Here is a 22164-nt window from a genome sequence, read left to right on the forward strand (position 1 = left end):
AATCACCACCGACCCCACACCGCCCTCGGCGGCCAGACCCCAGCCTCCCGCGTTCACAACCTCACGGGGAAGTACAGCTAGTGTCCTCGTTGGTGGCGTCTGATGGTGGGTAGTCTCGGCCGGGCTCCCGGCACCGCATCGGCACGCGAACGAGCCGCGACCTGCCGCGTGTGATTCACTGGCACGTGTCTCGACGGAGCGGCATCGAGCCGACTCAGGGGAATGCGAAACCCCCGGGCGAACCGGGGGTTTCGGTGGTGGCTCCGACGGGCGTCGATCCCGTGACCTCACGAGTAACGGCCCGACGGAATCAACAGTAATCGCGGGGTATCGGCATGCTCGACTCACCTACTGCCGACTAGTCACGCCGTATCGGGGAGTATCGCAACGGATCAGCGAATGTGCGGAGTAGATGCGGGGTCGCCAACCGTCGGCCCCACGGTTCACCTAGGCTGGTCGAGCCTGCTGGCCATCCACTCGTCGAGGTCCTGGGCGCGAAACGCGTTTCGGCTACCGCGCTTGAGCATTCGGGGACCCGCCCCCAGCGATATCTGGTTGTAGAGCGTCTGGAGCGGCATGCCGATGTACTCCGCGGCTTGGCTGGTCGTGAGGTACTGAGGGGGAGCGGAGGCGACCAAGCTCGTCACTATCCGGTCAGCTTCCTCGCGGACTACACGTCTCACGATTTCTTCGATCTCGCGGCGGCTTGACTCATGAAGCATGCTTACGAGTCTTCAGCGCCACGGCTACCGTCGCCACAGGGAGTTCACGCCATACTCGCGCACGTCCACCCGTGACTTGGAAGCCAGATTCGATGCGTGCGGACTGCTTGCGATTCATCGGGTCGATGACCTCAGCAGTGCTTAGGGCATCCGGGTTCGGATCAGCGAGGACGGCCCGGGGTTCCGTCAGCAATAGTGATGGAAGCCCCGCTCGTCGTCCTTCGGAGCCGGAAGCCCGGAGGCTAAGGCGTTCAAGGGTACGCAGATTGTGCGTACCCCCTTCGAACCATGCTGCGAGCTCTTCGCGGCGAGCCGTCATGCCTCATACCCTCGGTTCCGTGGACTTCAAAGCTACGTACGAGCGGAAGCCAACGCCAGACGATGAGGGCAGTGACTGGCTGTACCGCGACCCGACGACGAAACGGACTCACCGAGTAGAGATCGACGTCGTCCCCGACCAGGCTCGGAAGATCCGGATTCAGCACCTTGATCGAGACATGCGGGGCAAGTCTGAGTGGGTGCCAATCGGACGGGCAAAGGTGCCCTGGGCCGTCGCCGACGACTACCTAGCCACTGTTGCCATGTGGGCGCGTGCCGAGCGTCACCGCCCTGGTGCCGCCAAGTCGGATCTCGCCGCGAGGTTGCTCGCTGTGTACGTGGACGAGCGCGTCGCTGGCATCTATTACAACGGAGCCAGCGGCATCATCGAGATCCATGATGTACCTGAACTGGCGCGGCTGTGTGGCCTTCCACCTGAGGCGCTGGTTGAGCACGAGGACACGTTTACGGATGGGGCGACCTACGCGCCGTGGCCCACGACTGAGCTAGTTGTGAAGAGGCTGGTAGCGCGAGACCCTCAACCTGCTTCCGAGCACCTCGCTTCGCTTCGCGCGGACGACCTGCGGTCAGCGAAGCGCACGATGATGGATGGGGACCCCTGGTGGGTCTCTCCAACATGGGACGACGACCCCACGGCACAGCGCCTGAGGCAGTGGAATGAGCAGGATGCTACGACTCGGAAGTACCTGAGCCAGCTGCTCGACGACGAAACGCCAGGACTCGCAGAGGACTTCCTGACCCTTCGTCAGATGTACCTGGATCTCGTCCGGCTCATGCCGCACGCTACTGAGAGGATCAGGATGACGCGTGCGCGAATCTCGGAGGCGCTGGCAGAAGAGATCGAGAGGCTCGTTGCCCGTCCCCTACCCCCGAGCGCTGCTCTGTTAGGGGCAGACGAGCCGACAGAGAAGGATCGGTCCATCTAGGAGCCCCCTACGAACTGCTCCAGCTGGCCTCTCTTCATCGATCGCGGCCTCACGTTCGGCAAGCATCTCCGGAGCAGCGTGGCATGGTCATCCCTCCACTCATCGTCGGGGAGGACGAGTGTAGAGCCAGGGGGCGCTGCTGACTCGATGCTGTCGGGTCGTCAAGCTGTGGTTATGGCGGGTCTCTGCCTGTAGGACTGCTGAAGATGCGGCTGGGGATTGTCCACATGTATTAAGCCAGGTAACGTGAGGGACGTGACTGCTTCCCTGCCCATGATCACCATGCTCCGCCGCGGGTCCGGCTCAGGCGCCCGCCGCAACGTCGTGGACCGGGCAGACTACGGTACTCGCGGTGCACGTCAGCCAAGCAGGGCAGAGCGGGATCGGGTTCGCGCGCTTCTTGCGGACCGTGGTACTCGACTGGCGTAACGCGAGCGGTTCGCAACACCGAGCGCACCTGAGCGTTTTCCGGTGCACGCAGCCGGAGGACTCGACGTACGACGAAGACAGCGGCCTCGAGACTCACGACTATCCGTGGGAGTACGAGGTCCAGGACTACGTTCGCCGCAGGCATGTGCCGGCGCATCCGCCAGAGTTTCTGCTCCTTGGGTACGACGATAAGGGTCTGGCCGCGGTCATCGAGATCAAGGTCAGCGAGTTCGACCGCTTCTGCTTCATCGCCGCAGTCGCGATTGCTCAACGTGTCAGCGGTCGCGGCCTGGCTGCCGAGGCACTTGCGAGAGTGCACAACGTGATGACGGCGTACCGTATAACGAGCAACTACACGGCAATGGCGCGTATCGACCCGGACAACTGGCCAGCGAAGAGCGCATTCGCGAAACAGGGCTATGAGTACCTCGAGATCCAAGAAGGCTACGAGCTCTGGGCTCGGAACTTCTGACCGGCATGATCCGCGCCTCCTGAGCCGCCCGAGCCTGTCCGGTGTGGGGTGGCGAAACACCACCCCACCGGCCATCTCAAGGCGGCCGTGATTCGCCACTCCCTTGAGGTGCTTGGCTGTGGTCTTACCGAGGGTACGCACAATCCGCGTACCCTTCTCGTCGACCTCCAGGGAGCGCGTCATCGCCGCGGTGGACGAGTAGCTAAGGCCGCTGCTTGTGCGTGAGCGCTACTGCTGCGGTGGTAGATCCGATTGACGCGTGATTCGGATCGGCAGGTCACGTGTCCCCCGTACACGCATCCTCAGCTCGAACATGTGAGTGATTGCCCTCAGGAACTCGTACGGGTCGACATCGTGCACGAGGAACTCCGTCGCGGGGATCTCGCCACCGTTTGCCTCGGCAACGCGCGGATAGACGTCACCACCTTCCGGAATGTGCTCACGGTGCACCGCCACGACGTGAAGCTCGTGCCCTGTCTCGCCCCCGCCGATGTCAAAGCCGATGATCCGCCACTCGTCGGGATTCAGCCCAACAGTCCGCTCGGGTGAACGGCCCGTCATCTTCTGGTCGAGTTGCGCGGTGCCCTTCCAATCGGGGTACGTGACCTCCGCGTCACGCCAGACGAAGCCCTCGCTCATGATTCAAGCGCCGTGTTATAGACAGCACCTTCAACGCCCTCGACTGCATCCTTGATCTCCTTGAGCAGCTTCGTCTGCTTCTGCAGTTCAGACAAGATCTGTCGCAACTCGTGCTCGCCAGCCATGTGCTTCACCCTCCTTCGTCGTGCGGATAACGCCGATGCTCTCACAAGGGACAGACATTGCGCTCGCGGCCCTTCAGTAGATGACTACTTGGCCTTTGTCCGCGCTGAGCGTCACTAGGGCTAAGCTCTCCCGAAATGTGAACCGTGCGAAGCGGCCCCGACCTCGTATGGGCGCCGAGGGTTTCATTCAGTACGCTCGTCGGCATGCGCCGTATCGCGGTACTGCCCCTCATTGTCTTGCTGCTTCTAAGCGCCTGTTCGCGGGACCCGGCGCACCCAGACCAGCTTTCAGCGCCTGTTCCTGCGACCTCTGGAACCGAGTCACCTGCCGCGCTTCCAGCGAGCGGTGAGGAGTACGTCTGGAGTCCTGTCGAGGTTTCTGACGAGTGCTCAGGAGCGTTGCAGCTGCGGCAGACATCCCCGGTGACCAGATCGCAGATGAAGAGTTGAAAGCCACGGTGTACGTGTGCCGGACGGTCGACGAGTGGGTGACTGCTGTGCGGGAGAGGCCCGAGGCCATGGGGCTCAAGGGCCCCGAGTTCGTGGACCCTGTGATCGACATGGCGACGATCTCCTTTCACGAGCGGGAGGCACCTGCATGCCTGGATGGTGTTGCTCGTTCGCTAGACCGCCACTGGAAGTAGAGCCCCCCAGAGACCGGGAGCATGCCGATATCCTCGCAACCATGGATGACCCCATCACTCCCGTCGAGCTAGCTCGCGAGCTCGGGCACGTGGAGCAGCGTCCGGGCAAGATGGTCCGCGATTTCCTGCGTGCCCGGTACGGCGACCAGCACGAGCACTATTCGCGGTGGCAACTGACGCCACAGCAGGCGAACGAGGTTCGTGCTCATTTCCGTGGCATGCTCACCCCGTCAGAGGTGCGGGACATGCTCGCGATCGCGGACGTTGCCACCGTTGATGAGTTGGTCGAGAAGCTGCGGGACTACCTCAACGCCGAGGGCTCTTGACGCATGGTGACGGCGTTGCGCCACACGACCGCTTCTCGGCGGGTTTGTGCGGCCAGGTGACCCATGCCCACACCCGAGAGGGGAGCGATTCGGGTCATGCCGCGCCGGGCGACGCGTGGAGCATAGGCGTAAGTGCGGACACTCAGCTTCGGCGGTAGATCGCAAAGAGCCGCGGTGGGACACTGGGAGCATGAGGGAATCGGCGTTTTGGCTCGGCGTCCTCATCGTCGCGTGCTTCAGCGTGTCTTGGGCGTCGGCAGCTCCGTTGCCGGTGGCGCTTGTTCTTGGCTTTGCGGCGGCGGGGCTGATGGGATGGTCCCTCCTGGCTCTGCTGGCGATTGCCCGTTCTGCACAGCGCGAACGGTCTCCTCGAGGAGCTGCTGGAACTGCTCCTCGCTCAGCTGGTTCCCGCTAAGAGCTACCAGCGCGACGATCGCGCTGATGACCGCGACGAGCACGGATGCCCAGGCGGCTGCCGCCATGCTCGTCGGGCCGCGGAACTTCTCGAGCCACGGTTTCGCCTGAGGGATGTTCTCGACAAGAGTCTGCTCAAGTACCCGGACCTTCTTCTCGTCATCGACTGAGTCCGCCTGCTGCTGAACCCACGCGAGGCTCTGCTTAAGTCGGTGCAGCTGTCTCGGGCTGAGCCGTAGAGTTGCAGTCGTTCGCCCGTTGATGTCGTTGTATGTGCCATCGACGTAGCTCGCAGATTTCCCGCAGGCCGGACATGTTCCCGTGGATCCGGAGATGGTCAGGTTGACCACGTTCTCGAAGTAAATGCCGCTCTGGTCATTAACGAAGCCGTGCTCCTCGCAGAACAGGACCGGGGTGGGCGACATGCCGGGAACGCTACTGCACCCGCAAGTCTCCGCACAACGCACGGAACCGCCCCTCCCGGGGAGCCAGCCACCGTCATCATGATGATCATCATGTGCGGTGTCAACCGTAGATGACATGCAGTAGCGCGATTCGCACGGCGGTCATCACCGCTGTGAGGTCGAGCTTGATAGTCCACGAGACGCGGATCTCGATCATTGGGAACTCCCCTTGCCGCTGAACTGGTGTTGTCATGGCGGCGGAGTCTAAGGGGCTCCTGAGCCCTCTTCGGGGGGTTAGCGTCGGTAATTTACGACGCGGTCCCGTATGCCCATACATCCATCGTAGGTGCTGATCCCTCGACGAGGAGGGGGCTGCGGCTTCCGCGGCTCAGGTCGGGTGTACTGCTTCCCGTCCATGCCGGTGATCGGCGGCGGGGTCGGGAACTCCGCCTGCTGACGCTCGATGCGAGCGAGAACCGCATCGCGCTCAACGCCTGTCATCGGCTCGAACTCGACGGGCGCGACCTCCCCGGCCGGGATCGGCTCAGGATCGTTCAGGTGTTCAGAACTGAACACCTGCGACGCCTCGCGATCTGCATGAACCGTGCCGACGCTCACTCCGACGATGGGTGCGATTGCTCGGGTGCTCATGCCCTGCGCGCTGAGCTCGGCCATGGGATCAGTTCAATCGGCACCCGGCACCTCCTGCTGGGGTGGGCGCGGGTGGATATCGAGGATCACGCGGCGTGCTGTGAACATGAAGTCCCCGAGTCGTTTCGTGATCAGCGGGACCGCGGCGACGGGGGCTTCCCTGAGGGTGTGCCTGGTCACGAGCAGGGCCACGTGTTCGGCGATGAGTCGGGCGTAGCCGGGTTGCGTCTCGTGCGCGATGCGGATGATCTCGGTCCTGGCGGACGGTGAGTCAGAGCCGGACATAAGGAGTGCGAAGACCTGTAGGGCTTCTTCGTTCGCTCGTTCCGGGTCGATGGCGAACATCCCGCTGCCGTTCATCGGATTTGCCTCCCTCTCGTCACCGTCTGCGCACGACGCGCCTCACTCGCATGGATCCGCTGATCCGCTTCAACCCTCATCCGGGCGACGATCGCACCGTCCACGTCCTTCACGATCAACGTGTCAGGCATCGTAGGTGCCGACTGCGCGCCGCCAAGGACACCGAGACGGACCCCCGACTCAACCCACACACCGACGTTGCGCTCCTTCTGGTCCGGCTTCCCGGAGATGTACGCCTCCCACAGCGTCTCCGGCTCAGCGAACTTATGAATCGCCTCCGGACGCCCCTGATAGATGCCGGGGCCGGCGAACCCGCCGTCCCTGAACGCTTTCGCGTAGTCGTACAGGTTGCCGTCTGCATTCGGCTTCGGCGGCGAGGCGAGTCCCCGCACTCCACCGCTGGCGTCGATGCTGATGTGCTTCGTGGATGGGGTGGCGGCCAGTTGGCGGTTGAGTTCCCTGATGTGATCGATCGCGGCACCGGACCCTGAGAGGCTGATGTCGATGTTGCGGTGTGTGGGGATCTCGTTCGCCGCTCGGGCGACGTCGCGCAACCCGTGCTCGACGTCTTCCGCGCGTCCGAGGTTCTCGTCCGCCCATCGGACGGCTTCCTCTCGGGACAGTCCCATCGCTTCGAGTTGTCGGATGATCGCGTCCCGGCCACGCGTGTATGCGTCGGTGACCTCGTCGGCGGACTTGCCGTTGTCGATCATCGCTTCGGCGGCGGCACGGTGACGTTCCTCCACCTGGCGGAGGGAGTCACGGAGCCGGATCGACGCGTCGTTCGTGCCGTCCAGGGTGACGCCTGATGCCTTGGCTGCTTCCGTCATCGAGTTGATCGCGGACTGGGCGGAGTCCTGCGCGTCCCCCATGTCCATCGCCGCGCGACCGAGGTCTGCCAACGCCTTCCGGTAGGTGTCCAGCGTCTCCTCACCGGCCTCGACCTCCCCGTGGAGTGCCATGAAAGCCGCCTCCGCGTCCGAGACCGGTGGCTTCACCTCCCCGAGGGCAATCTTCAGCAGGGTGGCGTCATCCGCGGTGAGCCCCATTTCGTCAGCGACTCTGATGAGGTTGTCCCGCAACGTGTCGGACGAGTGGATCAGGGTCAGGATGTTCGCGTCTGTCAGCTCGAACTCGTCCCGCAACGCGCCCATCGTCGCGACCGCGTCATCGACGCTGAGCTGAGCGAGGGCGTCCGCAGCGTTCTCAACGCTGGCTTTCAGTTGGTCGAACCAGATATCGATCGGGTCGGAGCTGTTGCTAGAAGGGCGGCCCCGCTGGATCTGGTCAAGCACCCCGCCGAGGTCCTGGATCGTCTCCTTCACGCGCTCCACCTCCCAGGGGAACGCGGTGCCCTGGACCGCCTTCGCGAGGGCCTCATCGAGGCTGCCCTTGCTGATCGCGTTGGACAGGTCCGTGACGCTGGCCTCGGTTCCCTTCAACGCGTCTCCGAAGGCTTCCAAACCGGCCACAGCGGCGCTGAGCACTGCCGTCGCTGCCATCGCCTTGAACGCGACCGTGGTGATGCGGGCGGCGCGTTGCGCGGTGGGACCGAGGGTCTCCAGCGCCAGTCGGTACTCGACGATCTTCGGGACGCCCATCAGCATCGCCCCGGACGCCAGAGCAACAGCACCGCCCAGCCCCGTAGCGATCCCGATGATTCCCTGCACAGGGTCGGGCAGGTCCCCGAGGGCCTGAGCGAACTCGGCCACGCGCCCCGACGTTTCCGCGACGACCGGGAGGAACACCTCTCCGAAATCGATCGCCGCGTCCCGGATGGCGTTCGCGGCGATCGCGACGCGAGCCTCAACAGTCTCGTACCGCTTCGCGGCCTCCTCCGTCAGAGCGTTGTTCGCCTCGAACTCCCTGTTACCAGTCGCCATCGCCTCGGTGAACATGTCCGCAGCCGAGGATGAGCGCAGCAGCGCGTCGCGCATACGAACCTCAGTGATGCCCAACTCCGCGAGCACACCAAGCGTGGACGAGCCCTGCGCCTCCGCGTTCGCCAGGCCCTTCACGAACGCCGCAAGCGCCTCAGACGGGGCCGTACGCCACTGCTTCGAGAACTCCTCCGCGGACATGCCCGCCGTCTTCGCGAACATCGCGACACGGTCGCCGCCCTCCTCAACCGACGCGGCAATGTCGATCATCACCTTCGACATCGCCGAACCGCCGGCCTCAGCCTCGATACCCACCGAGGACAGCGCCGTCGCGAGACCCAGCACGTCACCCTCGGAGAGACCGATCTGACGGCCCGCACCAGCGAGACGCATCGACATTTCGAGGATCTCGGACTCCGTCGTGGCGTAGTTGTTGCCCAGCCCCACCAGCGCCGAACCCAGGTTCGACACCTGTTCCTGCGAGGTGCCCATGATGTTCGTGAACCGCGCCAACGCCGTAGCCGCGTCATTCGCGGACAGGTTCGTCGTCTCACCGAGATCGATCATCGTCCGCGTGAACTCGACGACGTTCTCCGTGCGGATGCCGAGCTGACCTGCCGCCTCAGCAACCGCCGCGATCTCGTCATGCGACGCCGGCAAAACCGACGTCAACCCCCGCAAACCCTCCTCAACAGCCGCCAACTGCTCCGGAGTGCCATCAACCGTCTTCGTGACACCAGCCCACGCCGACTCCCACCCCATCGCCGCCTTAACTGACAGCGCGGTCATCGCCGTCATCGCCGTACCAACACCAAGCGCAGTCCGTCCCAACAGATCAAACGCCTGACGCTTCTGCGCGAGCTTCTCCGCCTCAGAACCCGTCTCCCGGGTAGACCGGGCGGCATCCTGCATCGCCTTCTGATACTCCGCAACCTGCGCGGAGAGAGTCACCTTTACAACTCTGTTCGCCATCTCACTGCCCCTTCACCTTCGAAAGACGCTCCCGCGTCGCATCCGCGCTCCAGCTGCCCTCGATCGACAGCTGGTTAACCCGGTGCCAGTCCGGGAACTTCGGGTACGTCGGATTCCCATAGCCGTTCGCGACCAGCCACGCCCAGATCGCCTCTTTACGTCGACAAGCCGGACCCACGTCGAACGTCTGCCCCGGCGTAAGCCCGTGCCTTTCGAACCAGCGTCGCGACGCGGCAGGGTCGTCCCACAACGGCTCCCCGCGCCGCAGAAGCTCTACAGGCACCTCACCAGGCCCCTGCCCAGGACGTTGCCGCAGCCTAGGCACCCCGAACCGCCTTAGAACGCTCCCAACGGGCCTTCGCCGCGGCCTGAGCGGCCGTCGAGATCTGACGGGACATCGCCACCGCCCCCTCAGCAGCCTCAAGGTTCAGCTGCGTCAACAGGCGGGCTACCGTCGCCTGCTGTTGACGCAACTCCGCCACCGCCGGATGCAACACCTGCTGCCCCGTGGAACCGGTAATCATCAGCCCGTCCGCCTCGATCACGTCCTCAAGCGCGTCGATCCGGTCCAGCGAACGGCACGCCTCGAGCAACACAGGCGTCTCATGCTCGTCAAACTCGTACTTCTTGACCAGCTCCCGCCACAGGGCGCGGCCGCGGCGTTTAAGCACCTTCGGTACAGCAGTCATCGCATCTCCAATTACTCGAATAGCGGTACGAAAATGAAGGTCCCGCACGCATCGACCAAGAATTCCCCTCCCAGGCGACCGACTGAGGGGCGTCCGAGGTGGGGTACCCCCCGGGTTTGGTTCCGAACCTTCGTACATTCGTTCGGCTCTCCTCGTGGTCTTCGAGCGGTTTCGACGAGGACCGGCCGTCGGGACTGCTCGTAGTCCGGGCACCGGTAGTCGGGGCCACATGCCGGGGCCTCCTGGGTGCCCGGATGGTGAGCGCCCACACACCGACGGGGGCCTGTGACGCGGGGTAGACGGCGGACCTGGCTCGCGTCCGGTGGGCGCTGGTCTGCATCTGGTTGATGGTGGACAGATCTTCGGCGGCGGGTGGCAGCGCCCGGGTAGGTGGTCTCGAGGGTGTGAACGTGTCCCCCCATGCCTTCCGGGGAACCCCCTCACGGCGATGGCGCGGTGAGGGTGCGGGGCGCGATTCGTGCTTCACGGCGTTCACCCTCAGTCGTCGATGTCTCGACCGGTTTGCTCGAGCACGGACTCAAGCTCTTGGAGGAAGGTGCCGAGGCCGTGTATGCGCGGGGACCGGTAGACGGCGTGAAGGATGTCCATCGCCTCCGTGTCCGTCATGGTGCGATCGGCCATCAGAGTGTCCAGACCCCTGCGGGCGTGGAAGGCAGGGAGTACGCGGCAGAGGCTGCGAGCTTGTGCTCGCGACTGGTCTGCATGTGATTGATCTCGGCGAGGTCGGTGGCAGTCCGCGCGTCCTTCGGGTACTCGCGTTTGAACGACTCATATGTCTCCACCCATCCCTTCTGCGTGGCTCGCTGGGCGAGAGCGAGGGCAAGGGTGCGGTCGCCGCTGAGCGTGGCCCGCTCCATGAGGCGTTCGGCCTCTCTCTCGTCTTCGATGCGGTCGGCTCGGTCCTGTGCGTCGCGCAGGGCTACGAGCTGGCTGGGGTCGTCGCCGACGGCTCCCGTGAGTCGCTTTCCGAGGTCGCGTGCGCGGGTATGCAGGAGCTGCTCTTCACGTGCTCGCAGGGCGTCGATGGAAGCGCGGGCTTCGCGGTGGGCTTCACCTGTGCGCTCACGCTTCGCGAGGTCGCTGGCGTAGGCGTCAGCCCGGATCTGCGCGATGGTCTTGGCGAGATTGGCGCGGATCGTTGCGGCTTCATCTCGGAGAGCGAGCACCTGACTGATGGTTGTGCTGTTACTCATGAGTGGTTCCTTGTCTGTCTGGGACTGTGACCGGTGATGTACGTCTTTGCGTCGTCGTTGGTGATGACCCATGTGTTGCCGTGTTTGACGGCGGGCAGGGTCTTTCGTTCGATGTCGAGTCGGACGGTTCGTGGTGCCCGCCTGGTGGCTTGGGCGATCTGGTTGACCGTCCAGTGACTACGTTCCTCTGATGCCGTTTCTTGCCGCGGTTCGTTGCCGGGAGCGGTACTGAACGCGCAGATCGTGATCGCGCGGAGAAGGTCATAGATCGCGCTGTCACCCACGCGGTATCTGCTGCGGAGCTCCTTTATGCGAGCGGCTTGGTAGAGCATCCTCGCGTCGTCCGGGGAGAGGATGAGCGCACCGGCCGGGAGGATCCGCATGGAGCGGGGCTCGTAGGTGCTCATCGTCAGGCCACCTCCAGCATGTCGGGGATGAACCCGCGGTCTGCCCACTCCCGCCCAACTGGCGTTAGGGCGTTGTAGGCGGGTGTCCCGTACTCCGGTCCCTCGTACCTGTCGTACCGGGGGATCTGCCGGAGGTACCTGTCGATGAGGTCTTGAGCCTCCAACTTGGTGAGGGTCTTCCATGTGTCCTTGCTGCGGGCGTTCGGGATTTGGCCGGTGAGGTGGATGTGGAGGTCGTGCAGGTAAGCGCGCTGCTTGTCGGTGCTGGTTGCGGGCTCGAAGGTTGTGACACTGTCGTGTGCGCTCGGAAGAGCGGACCTGAAAGTTTCTTCATTGGTCTTGTTCTCATTGGGCTTATTCGGGTGCCTCGGAGTCACTACCCCTGGTGACTCGGAGTCACTACCTAGTGCCTCGGAGGCACTACCCGAAGAGTCGACGGCCCGACGTAGTGACTCGGAGTCACTACGTGCAGTGCGTGCGGCATTCGCGAGCCGTGCACGTGATTCCGGCGACAAGTTGCGCTGGGGCTTCCGCCGGCCCTTCGCGGACACGTGCCACCAATCGCCCTGGCTCTCGCTGAGCACCGCGACCTCGTACACGTTCGGGCGGTTCTTCTCGCCGACGTTGCGCTGACGGGTGACTTTGATCGCGCTGTGTTCCTCGAGGCCGCTAATCGCTCGGATGACGCTGCGGCGCGACAGTCGCGATTCGTCAGCGATGGTCGACAGCCCCGGCCAGCACTTGCCCGTGGTTGGGTTTCGGTGCTTCAACAGAACGATGTAGACGAGCAGTTCATGGGCGTTGAGGGCGCTGTGTTCGATGACCGTGTTCGGCAGTCTGATCCAACCGTCTGTGTCAGTCACCCGCGACCCCCTCCTTTCGGTTTTCAGTTGTGGAGACGGCCCCTGGGGGAGTCCCAGGGGCCGTCCGGCGATCAGTCGTCAAGTCCTCGGAGCCGCTCATCGACGCCGGCGTCGCGCTTGAGGAAGCGGGGCGGGTTCGGAAGGTCCGCCGCGAGCGTGGCGAGCCTGTCCGCTACGGCAAGCGCTAGCCCCTTATCCAGCGGCGTGACTTGCCCGTTCACACCCAGAATCCCGACCTCGGCTATTGCGCCATTCGCGTCGACGACGTTCACGACGATCTCCGAGGCCTCTGCGACGGCCCGCTGAGCGTCGGTCATGCGGTCACCTCCTGCGAGACCTCGTCGGGCGTCGGCTGAGCCTGCCGCGTCGACTCGTCTTCGACTGCGTGCCTGTACTGCTTCTCGACCGCTCTCATCTCGCGCATGAGGCGGTTCTTCTCGAGCCGCAGCCGATTCCACTTGACTGTCAGCTCGCGCAGCTCGGTGCACTTGCGACAGTCGGGAGCCCCGGGCAGGTCCGGGCGGCCGGATGTGCCGACCTGGACAGTCGGGACGAAACTCCGACCGCAGTACGTCTGCACTTTCGTTCCCTCGATCATGGCGAGCGTGATGTCGAACGCGGGCATGACGTGGTGGTTCACGGGTCTCATCGGGTCACCGCCTGACGAGTCACCTCAGCGGACAGGACGTCAGCGATCTCTCGTAGCGATTCCCCGAGCCTGCTCAGCGCGAGCGGTGAGGCCTCAAGCTCCGCGGCTCCATCCCGCCCGTACACGCAGAACTTAGGCGGGCAGGTGCTGACAGTCCCAGCCGGCATATCGTCGTCCCCGTCAGGGGAGATATCGTCCTCTACCGTCACGCTTATCATCTGCTCGAAGCCGACGTTGGTGAAAGCGGCATTGAGGATCGTTTTCCTGAACCAGATGCTCACGTTCGGCCAGTCGTCGGCATACACCTGCACTTCGTCGGCCCAAGCGGGCGTGGGAAAGGGGAGGTCCTTGATCTCGCTGACCATGACTTGGAAGTAGAGCGTGCCGAGGTAGGCTCCGTGCTCCGGGAGGTGGGCAAGGATCTGCTCCTCAGTGAGCCGCACCACGTTCCGATCCACGAGTTCGTCAATGCGGGAGTCAGTCACTGACGTGATCGGCTTGCCCAGCTCCGCGCGCATGATGCGCAGACGGTCGATGAATCCCAGCTGTTCTGCCAGAATGGTCATGATCGGTTCTCCTTCTTCCTGGTTGGTGTTCTGGTCTTCGCCCTCGACCGAGTTGCCGCTCATGTGGTCGGGGGCTCTTCTCGTCCCAGCTGGTGCTGGCGAGCGAGCTGTGCTGGCCTCAGCGCCGACGCGCATCGGTCGTTTCGCAGGCAGCGCCAAGGGAGTCGAGCCAGGAGAGCACGTCCCCCTTGCGGTAGCGCACGCTTCCTCCGAGGCGCGTCACCTTCGGGCCTGTGCCTTCCATTGCCCAGCGCGCGAGGGTTGGAACGCTCGTACCGGTGAACTCCGCGATCTCGACGCGCTTAGCGAGCTCGGGCAGATCGTCTATGGACCGAACCATGCCATCCTCCTGTGAAATCCTCTCGTTAACGCCTGCATCCTGGCGGTTTTCTCATGTTGACACGGGATGCGCTCCAACGCAAGCGGAAAACTCATCCTGATCTCGTATAGGGTGAGTTTTTATGGTGGACGGAGACTGGGAGAACGACTTCACGCGCGCGGTCGCGCGCAACCTGGCGGCGCTACGTGAGGCTCAAGGCCTGACGATCGAGGCGTTCGCGAGGCGGTGTGACGAGGTCGTGGGGGTTGATGGGCGCTTCAAGCCGAACACCCTGCAGGCGTTGTTCTCCGGCAAGCGGAAGGGTGTGACGGCCACAGAGCTCTTTGTGTTCGCTGAAGCGCTGCACGTGCCGATCCTTGCCTTGCTCATCCCTATGGGCGGTAATCGAGGAATGCCGCTGCCGAGTGGCTCGATGGAGAGTGCTCAGATGATGTGGCAGCGCCTCACCGGATACGGAATGACCGCGGCTGAGGACGAAGCCAAGCTGGTCTACTACGAGTTGCACGAGCTGGCCGAGTTCGTTTCTGACCTGAGCGACCTGCGGAGTCAGATCATCTCCTTCTTCTACTCCGACACGGAGCCGGGAGGGTCCATCCAGGTTCTCGCTACGCGTGGTGTCTTGCTTGAACAGGTGCGCAGCCTGATGAAGTCGTGCCGTGAGGCGTTGCGATCGCTCGAGCGGAGCGGCATCAGCTTCGACCGGCATGATCCGCTGATCGCATGGTGTCTCGCGCATAGACCGGAGCTCTTGACGGAGGACGGACTCCTGCACTATTCCAAGGCGCTGGTCGAGTACTACGCCTCCCAGCAAGCGGAAGGAGTGGAGGGTGGCACGGCCGCGGACGCCGATCGGTAGCTACGGCGAGATCCACACGGCGCAGGTAGGCAGCAAGTGGCGGGCTCGTACTCGCTATCGCTTCTCGGACGGCAAGTCCCGCCAGGTTGAGCGGTTCGACGTGTCTGAGGCGAAGGCGAAGGCGAAGCTCCGAGAGGCGCTCAAGGGCGTCGAGGAGGGGCGGGGGAGCGAGCTGAAGCCCAGCACGCCGCTCAAACTGCTGGCTAATCGGTTCCTCGAGGAGAAGGAGGGCGCTGGGAGGTCGACGGGCACGCTCACCACGTACCGTTCGGCAGTGAAGATGCACATCATCCCGAAGCTTGGTGACCTGTCCGCTGCGGAGGCGACGCCGGCACAACTGCAGGCGTTCCTCAGTGCCGTGCACAAGCAGCACGGGCATGGTGCGGCGAAGAACTGCCGCTCGGTGCTCTCCGGGATGCTCGGCATGGCGGTCCGAAACGGGGCGATCCCTCGGAATCCCGTGAAGGAGCTCGACCTCATCACCCGCGCTGGGAAGAGAGGGTCGGAGGCGATCCCGCTCGATGAGCTGCCTGCCTTCATCGCGAAGGTTCGAGCCGACGAAGTCCTGGTCGAGCGCGACATGGTTGAGCTCGTCGAGTTCATGCTCGCTGTCGGCTGGCGCATTGCGGAGGCGTGTGCGCTCGAGTGGCCGTCGGTGGATCTGGAGAAGGGTGTTGCGCGGATGGAAGCCATCGCCGTCCGGGTGCCGAAGCAGGGCGTGGTGCGCCAGCCGTTCGGCAAGACAAGTACCGCGTGGCGCACGACACCGTTGCCGGCGGACACGCTTCGGATGCTCAAGGCGCGGAAGGAACGGGTGGGGGAGTTGACGCCGCTCGTTTTCCCCACGCCCCTGCTGCGTCAGCGCGACCCGTCAAACGCTCAGCGCGAGCTTCGCGAGCGGCGCGAGGCCCTTGGCTATCCGGAGCTGACGACGCACAGCTTCCGCAAGACCGTGGCGACGGCGCTCGACGCGGCTGGGCTGAGCCCGCGGGACATCGCCGAGTACCTCGGTCACCAGAACCCGAGCCTCACCATGGACGTGTACATGTCGAAGCAGAGCGGCAGCCGTCGGGCGGCGGACCTGATGCAGGAGCACCTTGAGCGTCTCCGCTGAATGTGCGGGGTTTTCGCGGGGTGCGTGACTGTTAGAAACGAAGAAGCCCCGAACTTCCGCAGAAATCCGGGGCTGTGGTGGCTCCGACGGGCGTCGATCCCGTGACCTCACGATTTTCAGTCGTGCGCTCTACCAACTGAGCTACAGAGCCTCGTGGCACTGCTCAGGGCTGTGCCACGTCCTAGACGAAAGGCCTCCTCGAAAGAAGGCCCATCGCTCGGAGCGACCCTGACGGGACTTGAACCCGCGACCTCCGCCGTGACAGGGCGGCACGCTAACCAACTGCGCTACAGGGCCAAACTATGAAATTGTATCAGCCAGTGTGACCCCAACGGGATTCGAACCCGTGCTACCGCCGTGAAAGGGCGGCGTCCTAGGCCGCTAAACGATGGGGCCGGGGTGAACCGCCGGGGCTCACGCTTGCCGACGATCAAGCATAAGGCGATCCGTCCGGTTTTGCCAATTCGGGGCGCGTCGCGCGGGATCCCGGGCGTTTCGCGGGTGAGGATGAGGGGCGCGCCCGCGGTGTGTCGCTGCGATGCGGAGCAGGTCGACGTGGTGTAAGTGTGCAAGATGTTGTTACTGTTGCGGATGTGAAACAGGCGGTGACCGACCCGATGGACGCCTCGACGTCGACGGAGGAGTGCGATTGCGCGCCCACCGCTGAGGAGCGACGCCGGATGTGGGGGCCTCTGAGCCGCCGCAGCGCGCTCGCTCTCGCCGGTATCGGCGCCGCCGCGATCGGCGTGGGCGCCTCGGTCGCCCCGCGGGCCTATGCGGTCACGTACAACCCGGACGACTACCCGTCGTGGGAGGACGTGCAGGCCGCCAAGGGCAACGAGGCCCGCAAGGCCGCCGAGATCCGTCGTCTCGAGGAGATGATCGCGCAGCTCACGCGCCGCGTGCAGGAGACGCGCGCGGCGGCGCAGCTGGCCGCGGACGAGTACTACACCGCGCAGCAGGACTTCCTCACCGCCGCCTACCGCGCGGAGGAGCTGCAGAAGCAGGCCGACGAGCAGGCCGAGCTGGCCCAGACCGCGGCGACCAACGCCGCGCGCGTCGCGGCGCAGCTGTCCCGCACGGGAGGCGACGGGACGTCGCTCGAGGTGCTCTTCGCCGGGTCCGCCGCGAGCGCGGACGAGCTGCTGACCAAGCTCGGCCAGATGGACAAGCTCATCGCCGGTAGCGAGAAGATCTACGCCGAGGCCGTCGCGGCGCGCGACTCGGCGCAGTCGCTCTCGGACCAGGCAGAGGTGGCGCGCGCCGAGCGCGACCGCCTGCAGAAGATCGCCGAGGAGAAGATGGTCGCCGCGCAGCAGGCTCAGGCCGCTGCCGAGCAGGCGCTCGCCGACCAGGAGGCGCACATGGTGACCCTCGAGGGTCAGCTGGCGGCCCTCAAGGACACCACGAGCAAGACCGTCGCCGACTACGAGAAGGGCGTCGCCGCCAAGCGCGCGTACGAGGAGGAGCAGCGCCGCCTCGAGGCGGAACGCGCTCGCCGCGCGGCGGAGGAGGCCGAGCGTCGCGCCCGTGAGGCCGCAGAGGCCGCTGCGCGCGGCGGCGGCGGTGGCGGCGGCGGTGGTGGTGGTGGAGGCAGTGCGCCTCCTCCCGCCCAGGCCCCGGCGGGCAACGGCGGCGTTCCCCAGGGCAGTGGCTGGGCGCGTCCCAGCAGCGGATGGCGGACCTCCGGCTACGGCTGGCGCACGTCCCAGTGCGGGCCGAGCTACTGCTCGAGCTCGTTCCACGCGGGCGTGGACCTGGCGGCCGGATGCGGCAGCCCCATCTACGCGGCCAGCAGCGGCACGGTCACGTTCGCCGGGTACAACGGCGGCTACGGCAACTACATTCGCATCGACCACGGCGGCGGCGTCGGCACGGGATACGCCCACATCGTCAACGGCGGCATCCTGGTCGGTTACGGCCAGTGGGTCAACGCGGGGCAGGTCATCGCGTACGAGGGCAACACGGGCAACTCCTTCGGCTGCCACCTGCACTTCGAGGTCTACGTCGGCGGCCCGACGGTCAACCCGATCGACTTCCTGGCCGCGCGCGGCATCTCGGTCTGACCCCGCGCGATCGCAGGCCCGGTCCGGCTCGCTCGCCGGACGCTTCCCGAGAACGCAGAAGGGGCCCGCCGGAAGGCGAGCCCCTGAAGCCTGACGAGGTCAGGCGCGGCTGTTCGGCGCCTCGCCCTCACCCTGCGTGCGGGTCTGGCCCTCGTGCTCCTCGAAGCGCTCGTACGCCTCGGACACCAGGCGCTCGGCCTCGGCCGCGTCGCCCCACTGGTCCACCTTGACCCACTTGTTCGGCTCGAGGTCCTTGTAGTGCTCGAAGAAGTGCGCGATCTCCTTCTTCGTGTACTCGGGCAGGTCGCCCAGGTCCTGGATGTGGTCCCAGCGCGGGTCCTTCGCGAGCACGGCGATCACCTTGTCGTCGCCGCCGGCCTCGTCCTTCATCTTCAGCACGGCGACGGGGCGCACCTTGACGCCCACGCCCGGGTAGACGGTGTGGTCCATGACGACGAGCACGTCGAGCGGGTCGCCATCCTCGCCGAGCGTGTTCTCGAAGAACCCGTAGTCGGTGGGGTAGCCGAACGTCGTGTACAGCACGCGGTCGAGGAACACACGGCCCGTGCCGTGGTCCACCTCGTACTTCACGCGGCTGCCCCGCGGGATCTCGATGACTGCGTCGTACGCGCCCATGCCCATTGCTCCTTGGAAGTCGGTGGCCCGAAAAGCTCCGGCGGCCTCGGGCCCCGGAAATGTACCGCGACAAGCCTAGAGCGTCCCGGCCGCGCGGCTTTCCGGCGCAGGCCGCGGCCCACCCTGCACTCCCGCGGAGCGCGCGTGCCCTAGCGTTGTCGCGTGCTCGATCCCTCCGTCGCCGCCGTCCGCCGCGCCGTCCGTGTCGCGCTGAGCCGCGTCGCGGAGGGCGGGACGGCGCTCGTCGCGCTCTCGGGGGGCGCCGATTCCCTCGCTCTCGCCGCCGCGACCGCGTTCGAGGCCCGCAAGCGCGGCATCCGCGTCGCGAGCGTCACGGTGGACCACGGTCTGCAGACCGGATCCGCCGCCGTCGCCGCCCGTGCGGCGGATCAGGCGCGGGCGCTGGGCATCGACGACGCCGAGGTCGTCCGCGTGGAGGTGACGGGGGCGGGAGGCCCCGAAGCAGCCGCCCGCGACGCCCGGTACGCGGCGCTGCGCGCTGCGGCGGCGGCGCGCGGCGCCGCGGCCGTGCTGCTCGGGCACACCCTCGACGATCAGGCCGAGACGGTGCTGCTCGGCCTCGCGCGCGGCGCCGGGGGCACGAGCCTGGCGGGCATGCCGCCGTCGCGCGACGACGGCGGTGTCGCCTGGGCGCGCCCGCTGCTGGGCGTGCGCCGCGCCGTCACTCACGCCGCGTGCGCCGCGCAGGGGCTCGAGCCCTGGCATGACCCCCACAACGCCGAAGACCGCTTCTCGCGCGTCCGCGTGCGCGAGCGCGTCCTGCCCGTGCTGGAAGCGGAGCTCGGCCCCGGCATCGCCGAGGCCCTCGCCCGGACGGCGGAGCAGCTGCGCGAGGACGCGGAGGCCTTCGCCGAGATGATCGACGAGACGATCGAGGACATCGTGGAGCCTGCGGAGGCGGGGATCGCCGTCTCGGTGGCCGCGCTCGCCGCCAATCCCGTCGCGCTGCGTCACCGTGTCATCCGCTACGTCGTTGACAGCGAGTTCGGCGTCGCGCTCACGCGCGCGCAGACCCTCGAGGTCGCGCGGCTGGTCACGGACTGGTCGGGGCAGGGGCCCATCGATCTGCCCGGCTGCACGGCAGCGCGCCGCGGCGCGCTGATCGTGTTCACCGCACGCGCGTGAGTCCCGCTCGCCGCGCTCGCGACCGTCCGGCGGGTCGGGCCGTCACACAACCCGGTTGCGACACGGGAGATTGCTAGAATCAGCGCGCCTCTCGGGAGGAGGAGCGCCGACCGCCCTCCGCGGACTCCAGAGGTGGAGGAGAGAGGCGAGGCCCCGGAGATGACCCCGGTTCACCATCTGCTGCACAGCCATGACCCGGCGCTGCTGCTCCTCGCGCTCCTGCTCTGCATCGCCGGCGCGTGGGCCACGTCCCGCTTCTTCCCGCGTCTGGTCGACTCCAGCGGCAATCAGCGCATCGGCTGGATCTTCCTCACGGCCCTGTCGACGGGCGTGTCCATCTGGTGCACGCACTTCGTCGCGATGCTCGCCTACCAGGCGGGCACCGCGGTGACCTTCGACCGGTTCCTCACGATGCTGTCCCTCGTCGTCGCCGTCGGGGGCGGCTCGCTCGGGATCGCGATCGCCGGTACGGGGCGGAACGCCCGCGTGCGGCCGGCGATCGGCGGTGCCGTCGTGGGACTGTCGATCGCGGTCATGCACTACATGGGCATGGTCGCGTACCGCGTGCACGGCACGGTGACCTGGGATGTGCCACTCGTGGCGCTGTCGGTCGCGTTCTCGATCGGCGTGTCGGCAGCCGCGCTGTACGTGGGACGACGTGCGGGGCGCCGGTCGCGCGACGGCATGTGGGCGCTGCTCGTGCTGTCGGTGCTGCTCCTGCACTTCACGGGGATGGCCGCCTTCCACGTGGTCCCGGCCGCATCGGCGGGGGAGGGAATCGACCCCGAGTCGCTGCGCGTGCTCGGCATGACGATCGTCTTCCTGTCGCTCGTGGTGATCAGCGCCGGCGTCGCGGGATACCTGATCGACTCCCGGGGCCGCGCCGACACGGTCGCGCGGCTGCAGCGTCTTGCCATGCACGACGCGCTCACGGGGCTTCCGAACCGCGCGAGCTTCAACGAGCGACTGAACACCGACATCGAGTGGGCGCGTGCCGAGGGAGAGCGTCTCGCGCTCGTCGTCATCGACATCAACGACTTCAAGGACGTCAACGACCTGCGCGGCCACGCCGCCGGCGACGAGGTCCTGCGCGTCATCGGCGCGCGGCTCGGCGCCCTCACCGCCGGGCGCGAGGGGGAGTTCGTCGCTCGCGTCGGCGGCGACGAGTTCACGGCGCTCGTGCGCGTGCTCAGCGACGCCGAGCCGGGCGCCTTCCTGACCCGGCTGGAGGAGGCGCTGTCCGCGCCCATCTGGATCCAGGCGGAGCGGGACGAGATCGTGCCCCGTGCGAGCATCGGTGTGGCGATGTTCCCGGACGACGCCACCGACGGCGCGGTGCTCACGGCGAACGCGGACCTCGCGATGTACCGGGCGAAGGCGGGTCTGCAGCACGGCGTGTGCTTCTATGACGCCGAGCTCGACGAGCGCACCCGTCTGCGCCGGGGCCTGGGTGCGGACCTGCGCCAGGCCGTGGCGCGCGGCGAGCTGATCCTGCACTACCAGGTGCAGACGTCGCTGCAGACGGGCGCGCCTCGCGGATACGAGGCGCTGATCCGCTGGGAGCATCCGCGGCTGGGCACCGTCCCGCCCGGGTCCTTCATCCCCCTCGCCGAGGAGAGCGGACTGATCGTCCCCATCGGCGAATGGGTGCTGCGCACCGCGTGCGCCGAGGCCGCGACGTGGGATCCGCCCTACCGCATCGCCGTCAACGTCTCCGCCGTGCAGCTCACCGAGCAGGACCTCGCCGGCGTCGTGCGGGACGTGCTCGACGAGACCGGCCTCGCACCCGCGCGCCTCGAGCTCGAGCTGACCGAATCCGCCGTGTTCGCCGACAAGGAGCGGGCGCAGGAGACGCTGCGCGCGATCAAGGCGATGGGCGTCGGCATCGCGCTCGACGACTTCGGATCCGGATACTCGTCGCTCGAGGTGCTGCGGTCGTTCCCCTTCGACCGGATCAAGATCGACCGCTCCGTCATCGCCAGCCCCGGCACCGAGCAGGAGACGCTCGCCTTCGTGCAGGCGATCATGTCGATGGGCCGGATTTTCGGGATGAGCGCGCTCGCGGAGGGCGTCGAGACTCCGGAGCAGCTCGCAGTCCTGCGCAGCGCGGGCTGCGAGGAGGCGCAGGGCTTCCTCTTCGGACGCCCCGAGCCCGTGGAGGCGATCCGCGCCGCCCGCACCGGGGACCCGACGGGCCAGCCCGTCGCGGCCGAGCGGGTGCCGGAGGTCGCGGCCGGAGGAGCGGTCGACGTGCCCGACGAGGGCGTGCAGCTGGTCTGAGCGGATCCCTCGGGCCCGCCGATTAGACTCGCCGC

General features: G+C 66.2%; 27 protein-coding genes and 3 tRNA genes. 9 read left to right on the top strand and 21 right to left on the bottom strand.

Features of this window, described 5'->3' with window-relative positions; genetic code table 11:
* Nucleotides 1–443: 443 nt before the first annotated feature.
* Entirely contained in the window at nt 444–722 is a 279-nt protein-coding gene (locus IEX37_RS10030; RefSeq protein WP_188756138.1) for a helix-turn-helix transcriptional regulator, read from the bottom strand.
* Between the two features lie 338 nt (nt 723–1060).
* On the opposite strand from IEX37_RS10030, the gene IEX37_RS10035 reads away from it, so the two are divergent.
* Together IEX37_RS10035 and IEX37_RS10040 are read left to right on the top strand one after the other, a co-directional pair.
* A complete protein-coding gene (locus IEX37_RS10035; RefSeq protein WP_188756139.1) occupies nt 1061–1987 on the top strand; it encodes a hypothetical protein in 927 nt (308 codons plus the stop codon).
* A 352-nt stretch (nt 1988–2339) separates the two neighbouring features.
* On the top strand, nt 2340–2888 hold the full coding sequence (locus tag IEX37_RS10040; RefSeq protein WP_188756140.1) for a GNAT family N-acetyltransferase: 549 nt from the start codon (nt 2340–2342) through the stop codon (nt 2886–2888).
* 228 nt (nt 2889–3116) lie between these two features.
* On the opposite strand, the gene IEX37_RS10045 is transcribed toward IEX37_RS10040, so the two are convergent.
* Together IEX37_RS10045 and IEX37_RS16070 are read right to left on the bottom strand one after the other, a co-directional pair.
* A complete protein-coding gene (locus IEX37_RS10045) occupies nt 3117–3527 on the bottom strand; it encodes a hypothetical protein (RefSeq protein WP_188756141.1) in 411 nt (136 codons plus the stop codon).
* Nucleotides 3524–3652: a hypothetical protein gene (locus tag IEX37_RS16070; RefSeq protein WP_268236533.1), complete on the bottom strand. Its 129-nt coding sequence runs from the start codon at nt 3650–3652 to the stop codon at nt 3524–3526. Before IEX37_RS16070 ends, IEX37_RS10045 begins: the two co-directional genes overlap by 4 nt.
* A 386-nt stretch (nt 3653–4038) precedes the next feature.
* On the opposite strand from IEX37_RS16070, the gene IEX37_RS10050 reads away from it, so the two are divergent.
* A complete protein-coding gene (locus IEX37_RS10050; protein ID WP_188756142.1) occupies nt 4039–4296 on the top strand; it encodes a hypothetical protein in 258 nt (85 codons plus the stop codon).
* A gap of 41 nt (nt 4297–4337) precedes the next feature.
* A complete protein-coding gene (locus IEX37_RS10055) occupies nt 4338–4622 on the top strand; it encodes a hypothetical protein (protein ID WP_188756143.1) in 285 nt (94 codons plus the stop codon).
* A gap of 236 nt (nt 4623–4858) precedes the next feature.
* Here IEX37_RS10055 and IEX37_RS10060 read toward each other — a convergent pair whose 3' ends face one another.
* The 14 genes from IEX37_RS10060 to IEX37_RS10120 form a co-directional block, all read right to left on the bottom strand.
* Entirely contained in the window at nt 4859–5461 is a 603-nt protein-coding gene (locus tag IEX37_RS10060) for a hypothetical protein (protein WP_188756144.1), read from the bottom strand.
* 100 nt (nt 5462–5561) lie between these two features.
* Nucleotides 5562–5693 carry a hypothetical protein gene (locus IEX37_RS16075; RefSeq protein ID WP_268236534.1) on the bottom strand — a complete coding sequence of 44 codons (132 nt, stop codon included), beginning with the start codon at nt 5691–5693 and terminating at the stop codon, nt 5562–5564.
* Between the two features lie 41 nt (nt 5694–5734).
* Nucleotides 5735–6115: a hypothetical protein gene (locus IEX37_RS10065; RefSeq protein WP_188756145.1), complete on the bottom strand. Its 381-nt coding sequence runs from the start codon at nt 6113–6115 to the stop codon at nt 5735–5737.
* Between the two features lie 9 nt (nt 6116–6124).
* Nucleotides 6125–6451: a hypothetical protein gene (locus IEX37_RS10070; protein ID WP_188756146.1), complete on the bottom strand. Its 327-nt coding sequence runs from the start codon at nt 6449–6451 to the stop codon at nt 6125–6127.
* Nucleotides 6448–9282, bottom strand: coding sequence for a phage tail tape measure protein (locus IEX37_RS10075; RefSeq protein ID WP_188756147.1), 2835 nt, complete (start codon nt 9280–9282; stop codon nt 6448–6450). Before IEX37_RS10075 ends, IEX37_RS10070 begins: the two co-directional genes overlap by 4 nt.
* Nucleotides 9283–9620: 338 nt before the next feature.
* Nucleotides 9621–9992: a P27 family phage terminase small subunit gene (locus IEX37_RS10080; protein WP_188756148.1), complete on the bottom strand. Its 372-nt coding sequence runs from the start codon at nt 9990–9992 to the stop codon at nt 9621–9623.
* A gap of 498 nt (nt 9993–10490) precedes the next feature.
* Nucleotides 10491–10634, bottom strand: coding sequence for a hypothetical protein (locus IEX37_RS10085; protein WP_188756149.1), 144 nt, complete (start codon nt 10632–10634; stop codon nt 10491–10493).
* The gene (locus tag IEX37_RS10090) at nt 10634–11206 is read right to left on the bottom strand and encodes a hypothetical protein (protein ID WP_188756150.1); all 573 of its coding nucleotides are present in this window, start codon (nt 11204–11206) and stop codon (nt 10634–10636) included. Before IEX37_RS10090 ends, IEX37_RS10085 begins: the two co-directional genes overlap by 1 nt.
* Nucleotides 11203–11613, bottom strand: a complete 411-nt coding sequence (locus IEX37_RS10095) for a helix-turn-helix domain-containing protein (protein ID WP_188756151.1) — start codon at nt 11611–11613, stop codon at nt 11203–11205. The genes IEX37_RS10090 and IEX37_RS10095 overlap by 4 nt, the downstream gene beginning before the upstream one ends.
* A gap of 2 nt (nt 11614–11615) precedes the next feature.
* Nucleotides 11616–12476 (bottom strand): helix-turn-helix domain-containing protein, encoded by an 861-nt coding sequence (locus tag IEX37_RS10100; protein ID WP_188756152.1) that lies wholly within the window; start codon nt 12474–12476, stop codon nt 11616–11618.
* 71 nt (nt 12477–12547) lie between these two features.
* Nucleotides 12548–12793 (bottom strand): hypothetical protein, encoded by a 246-nt coding sequence (locus IEX37_RS10105; RefSeq protein WP_188756153.1) that lies wholly within the window; start codon nt 12791–12793, stop codon nt 12548–12550.
* On the bottom strand, nt 12790–13116 hold the full coding sequence (locus tag IEX37_RS10110) for a hypothetical protein (protein WP_188756154.1): 327 nt from the start codon (nt 13114–13116) through the stop codon (nt 12790–12792). The genes IEX37_RS10105 and IEX37_RS10110 overlap by 4 nt, the downstream gene beginning before the upstream one ends.
* 5 nt (nt 13117–13121) lie before the next feature.
* Complete coding sequence (locus tag IEX37_RS10115; RefSeq protein WP_188756155.1) at nt 13122–13754, bottom strand: hypothetical protein; 633 nt, start codon at nt 13752–13754, stop codon at nt 13122–13124.
* Between the two features lie 55 nt (nt 13755–13809).
* Complete coding sequence (locus IEX37_RS10120; RefSeq protein WP_188756156.1) at nt 13810–14031, bottom strand: helix-turn-helix transcriptional regulator; 222 nt, start codon at nt 14029–14031, stop codon at nt 13810–13812.
* Between the two features lie 121 nt (nt 14032–14152).
* Between IEX37_RS10120 and IEX37_RS10125 the strand changes: the two genes are divergently transcribed.
* Entirely contained in the window at nt 14153–14887 is a 735-nt protein-coding gene (locus tag IEX37_RS10125; protein WP_188756157.1) for a helix-turn-helix domain-containing protein, read from the top strand.
* Entirely contained in the window at nt 14859–16001 is a 1143-nt protein-coding gene (locus tag IEX37_RS10130; RefSeq protein ID WP_188756158.1) for a tyrosine-type recombinase/integrase, read from the top strand. The genes IEX37_RS10125 and IEX37_RS10130 overlap by 29 nt, the downstream gene beginning before the upstream one ends.
* Before the next feature lie 75 nt (nt 16002–16076).
* On the opposite strand, the gene IEX37_RS10135 is transcribed toward IEX37_RS10130, so the two are convergent.
* From IEX37_RS10135 to IEX37_RS10145, 3 genes are all read right to left on the bottom strand, one after another.
* A tRNA-Phe gene (locus IEX37_RS10135) sits at nt 16077–16152 on the bottom strand.
* A 72-nt stretch (nt 16153–16224) separates the two neighbouring features.
* A tRNA-Asp gene (locus IEX37_RS10140) sits at nt 16225–16298 on the bottom strand.
* A gap of 26 nt (nt 16299–16324) precedes the next feature.
* Nucleotides 16325–16397, bottom strand: a tRNA-Glu gene (locus tag IEX37_RS10145).
* 221 nt (nt 16398–16618) lie between these two features.
* Between IEX37_RS10145 and IEX37_RS10150 the strand changes: the two genes are divergently transcribed.
* Nucleotides 16619–18067 (top strand): peptidoglycan DD-metalloendopeptidase family protein, encoded by a 1449-nt coding sequence (locus IEX37_RS10150; protein ID WP_188756246.1) that lies wholly within the window; start codon nt 16619–16621, stop codon nt 18065–18067.
* Nucleotides 18068–18166: 99 nt separating this feature from the next.
* Here IEX37_RS10150 and IEX37_RS10155 read toward each other — a convergent pair whose 3' ends face one another.
* Nucleotides 18167–18703: an inorganic diphosphatase gene (locus IEX37_RS10155; RefSeq protein ID WP_188756159.1), complete on the bottom strand. Its 537-nt coding sequence runs from the start codon at nt 18701–18703 to the stop codon at nt 18167–18169.
* A gap of 162 nt (nt 18704–18865) precedes the next feature.
* Here IEX37_RS10155 and tilS point away from each other — a divergent pair, with 162 nt between their 5' ends.
* Entirely contained in the window at nt 18866–19849 is a 984-nt protein-coding gene (gene tilS, locus IEX37_RS10160) for a tRNA lysidine(34) synthetase TilS (RefSeq protein WP_188756160.1), read from the top strand.
* Nucleotides 19850–20008: 159 nt separating this feature from the next.
* Nucleotides 20009–22129: a putative bifunctional diguanylate cyclase/phosphodiesterase gene (locus IEX37_RS10165; protein ID WP_188756161.1), complete on the top strand. Its 2121-nt coding sequence runs from the start codon at nt 20009–20011 to the stop codon at nt 22127–22129.
* Nucleotides 22130–22164: the final 35 nt, after the last annotated feature.

This window comes from Microbacterium album, from assembly GCF_014643695.1.
In the GTDB taxonomy this organism is placed as follows: domain Bacteria; phylum Actinomycetota; class Actinomycetes; order Actinomycetales; family Microbacteriaceae; genus Microbacterium; species Microbacterium album.

What these genes read in the sequence shown, in the direction of transcription:
- IEX37_RS10125 (WP_188756157.1), top strand. Translation starts at nt 14,153, where the DNA reads ATGGTGGACGGAGACTGGGAGAACGACTTCACGCGCGCGGTCGCGCGC.
- IEX37_RS10070 (WP_188756146.1), bottom strand. Translation starts at nt 6,451, where the DNA reads ATGAACGGCAGCGGGATGTTCGCCATCGACCCGGAACGAGCGAACGAA.
- IEX37_RS10065 (WP_188756145.1), bottom strand. Translation starts at nt 6,115, where the DNA reads ATGGCCGAGCTCAGCGCGCAGGGCATGAGCACCCGAGCAATCGCACCC.
- IEX37_RS10095 (WP_188756151.1), bottom strand. Translation starts at nt 11,613, where the DNA reads ATGAGCACCTACGAGCCCCGCTCCATGCGGATCCTCCCGGCCGGTGCG.
- IEX37_RS10105 (WP_188756153.1), bottom strand. Translation starts at nt 12,793, where the DNA reads ATGACCGACGCTCAGCGGGCCGTCGCAGAGGCCTCGGAGATCGTCGTG.
- IEX37_RS10085 (WP_188756149.1), bottom strand. Translation starts at nt 10,634, where the DNA reads ATGGCCGATCGCACCATGACGGACACGGAGGCGATGGACATCCTTCAC.
- IEX37_RS10030 (WP_188756138.1), bottom strand. Translation starts at nt 722, where the DNA reads ATGCTTCATGAGTCAAGCCGCCGCGAGATCGAAGAAATCGTGAGACGT.
- IEX37_RS10090 (WP_188756150.1), bottom strand. Translation starts at nt 11,206, where the DNA reads ATGAGTAACAGCACAACCATCAGTCAGGTGCTCGCTCTCCGAGATGAA.
- IEX37_RS10080 (WP_188756148.1), bottom strand. Translation starts at nt 9,992, where the DNA reads ATGACTGCTGTACCGAAGGTGCTTAAACGCCGCGGCCGCGCCCTGTGG.
- IEX37_RS10045 (WP_188756141.1), bottom strand. Translation starts at nt 3,527, where the DNA reads ATGAGCGAGGGCTTCGTCTGGCGTGACGCGGAGGTCACGTACCCCGAT.
- IEX37_RS16070 (WP_268236533.1), bottom strand. Translation starts at nt 3,652, where the DNA reads ATGGCTGGCGAGCACGAGTTGCGACAGATCTTGTCTGAACTGCAGAAG.
- IEX37_RS10055 (WP_188756143.1), top strand. Translation starts at nt 4,338, where the DNA reads ATGGATGACCCCATCACTCCCGTCGAGCTAGCTCGCGAGCTCGGGCAC.
- IEX37_RS10150 (WP_188756246.1), top strand. Translation starts at nt 16,619, where the DNA reads ATGGACGCCTCGACGTCGACGGAGGAGTGCGATTGCGCGCCCACCGCT.
- IEX37_RS10155 (WP_188756159.1), bottom strand. Translation starts at nt 18,703, where the DNA reads ATGGGCGCGTACGACGCAGTCATCGAGATCCCGCGGGGCAGCCGCGTG.
- IEX37_RS10115 (WP_188756155.1), bottom strand. Translation starts at nt 13,754, where the DNA reads ATGAGCGGCAACTCGGTCGAGGGCGAAGACCAGAACACCAACCAGGAA.
- IEX37_RS16075 (WP_268236534.1), bottom strand. Translation starts at nt 5,693, where the DNA reads ATGACAACACCAGTTCAGCGGCAAGGGGAGTTCCCAATGATCGAGATC.
- IEX37_RS10060 (WP_188756144.1), bottom strand. Translation starts at nt 5,461, where the DNA reads ATGTCGCCCACCCCGGTCCTGTTCTGCGAGGAGCACGGCTTCGTTAAT.
- IEX37_RS10165 (WP_188756161.1), top strand. Translation starts at nt 20,009, where the DNA reads ATGACCCCGGTTCACCATCTGCTGCACAGCCATGACCCGGCGCTGCTG.
- IEX37_RS10120 (WP_188756156.1), bottom strand. Translation starts at nt 14,031, where the DNA reads ATGGTTCGGTCCATAGACGATCTGCCCGAGCTCGCTAAGCGCGTCGAG.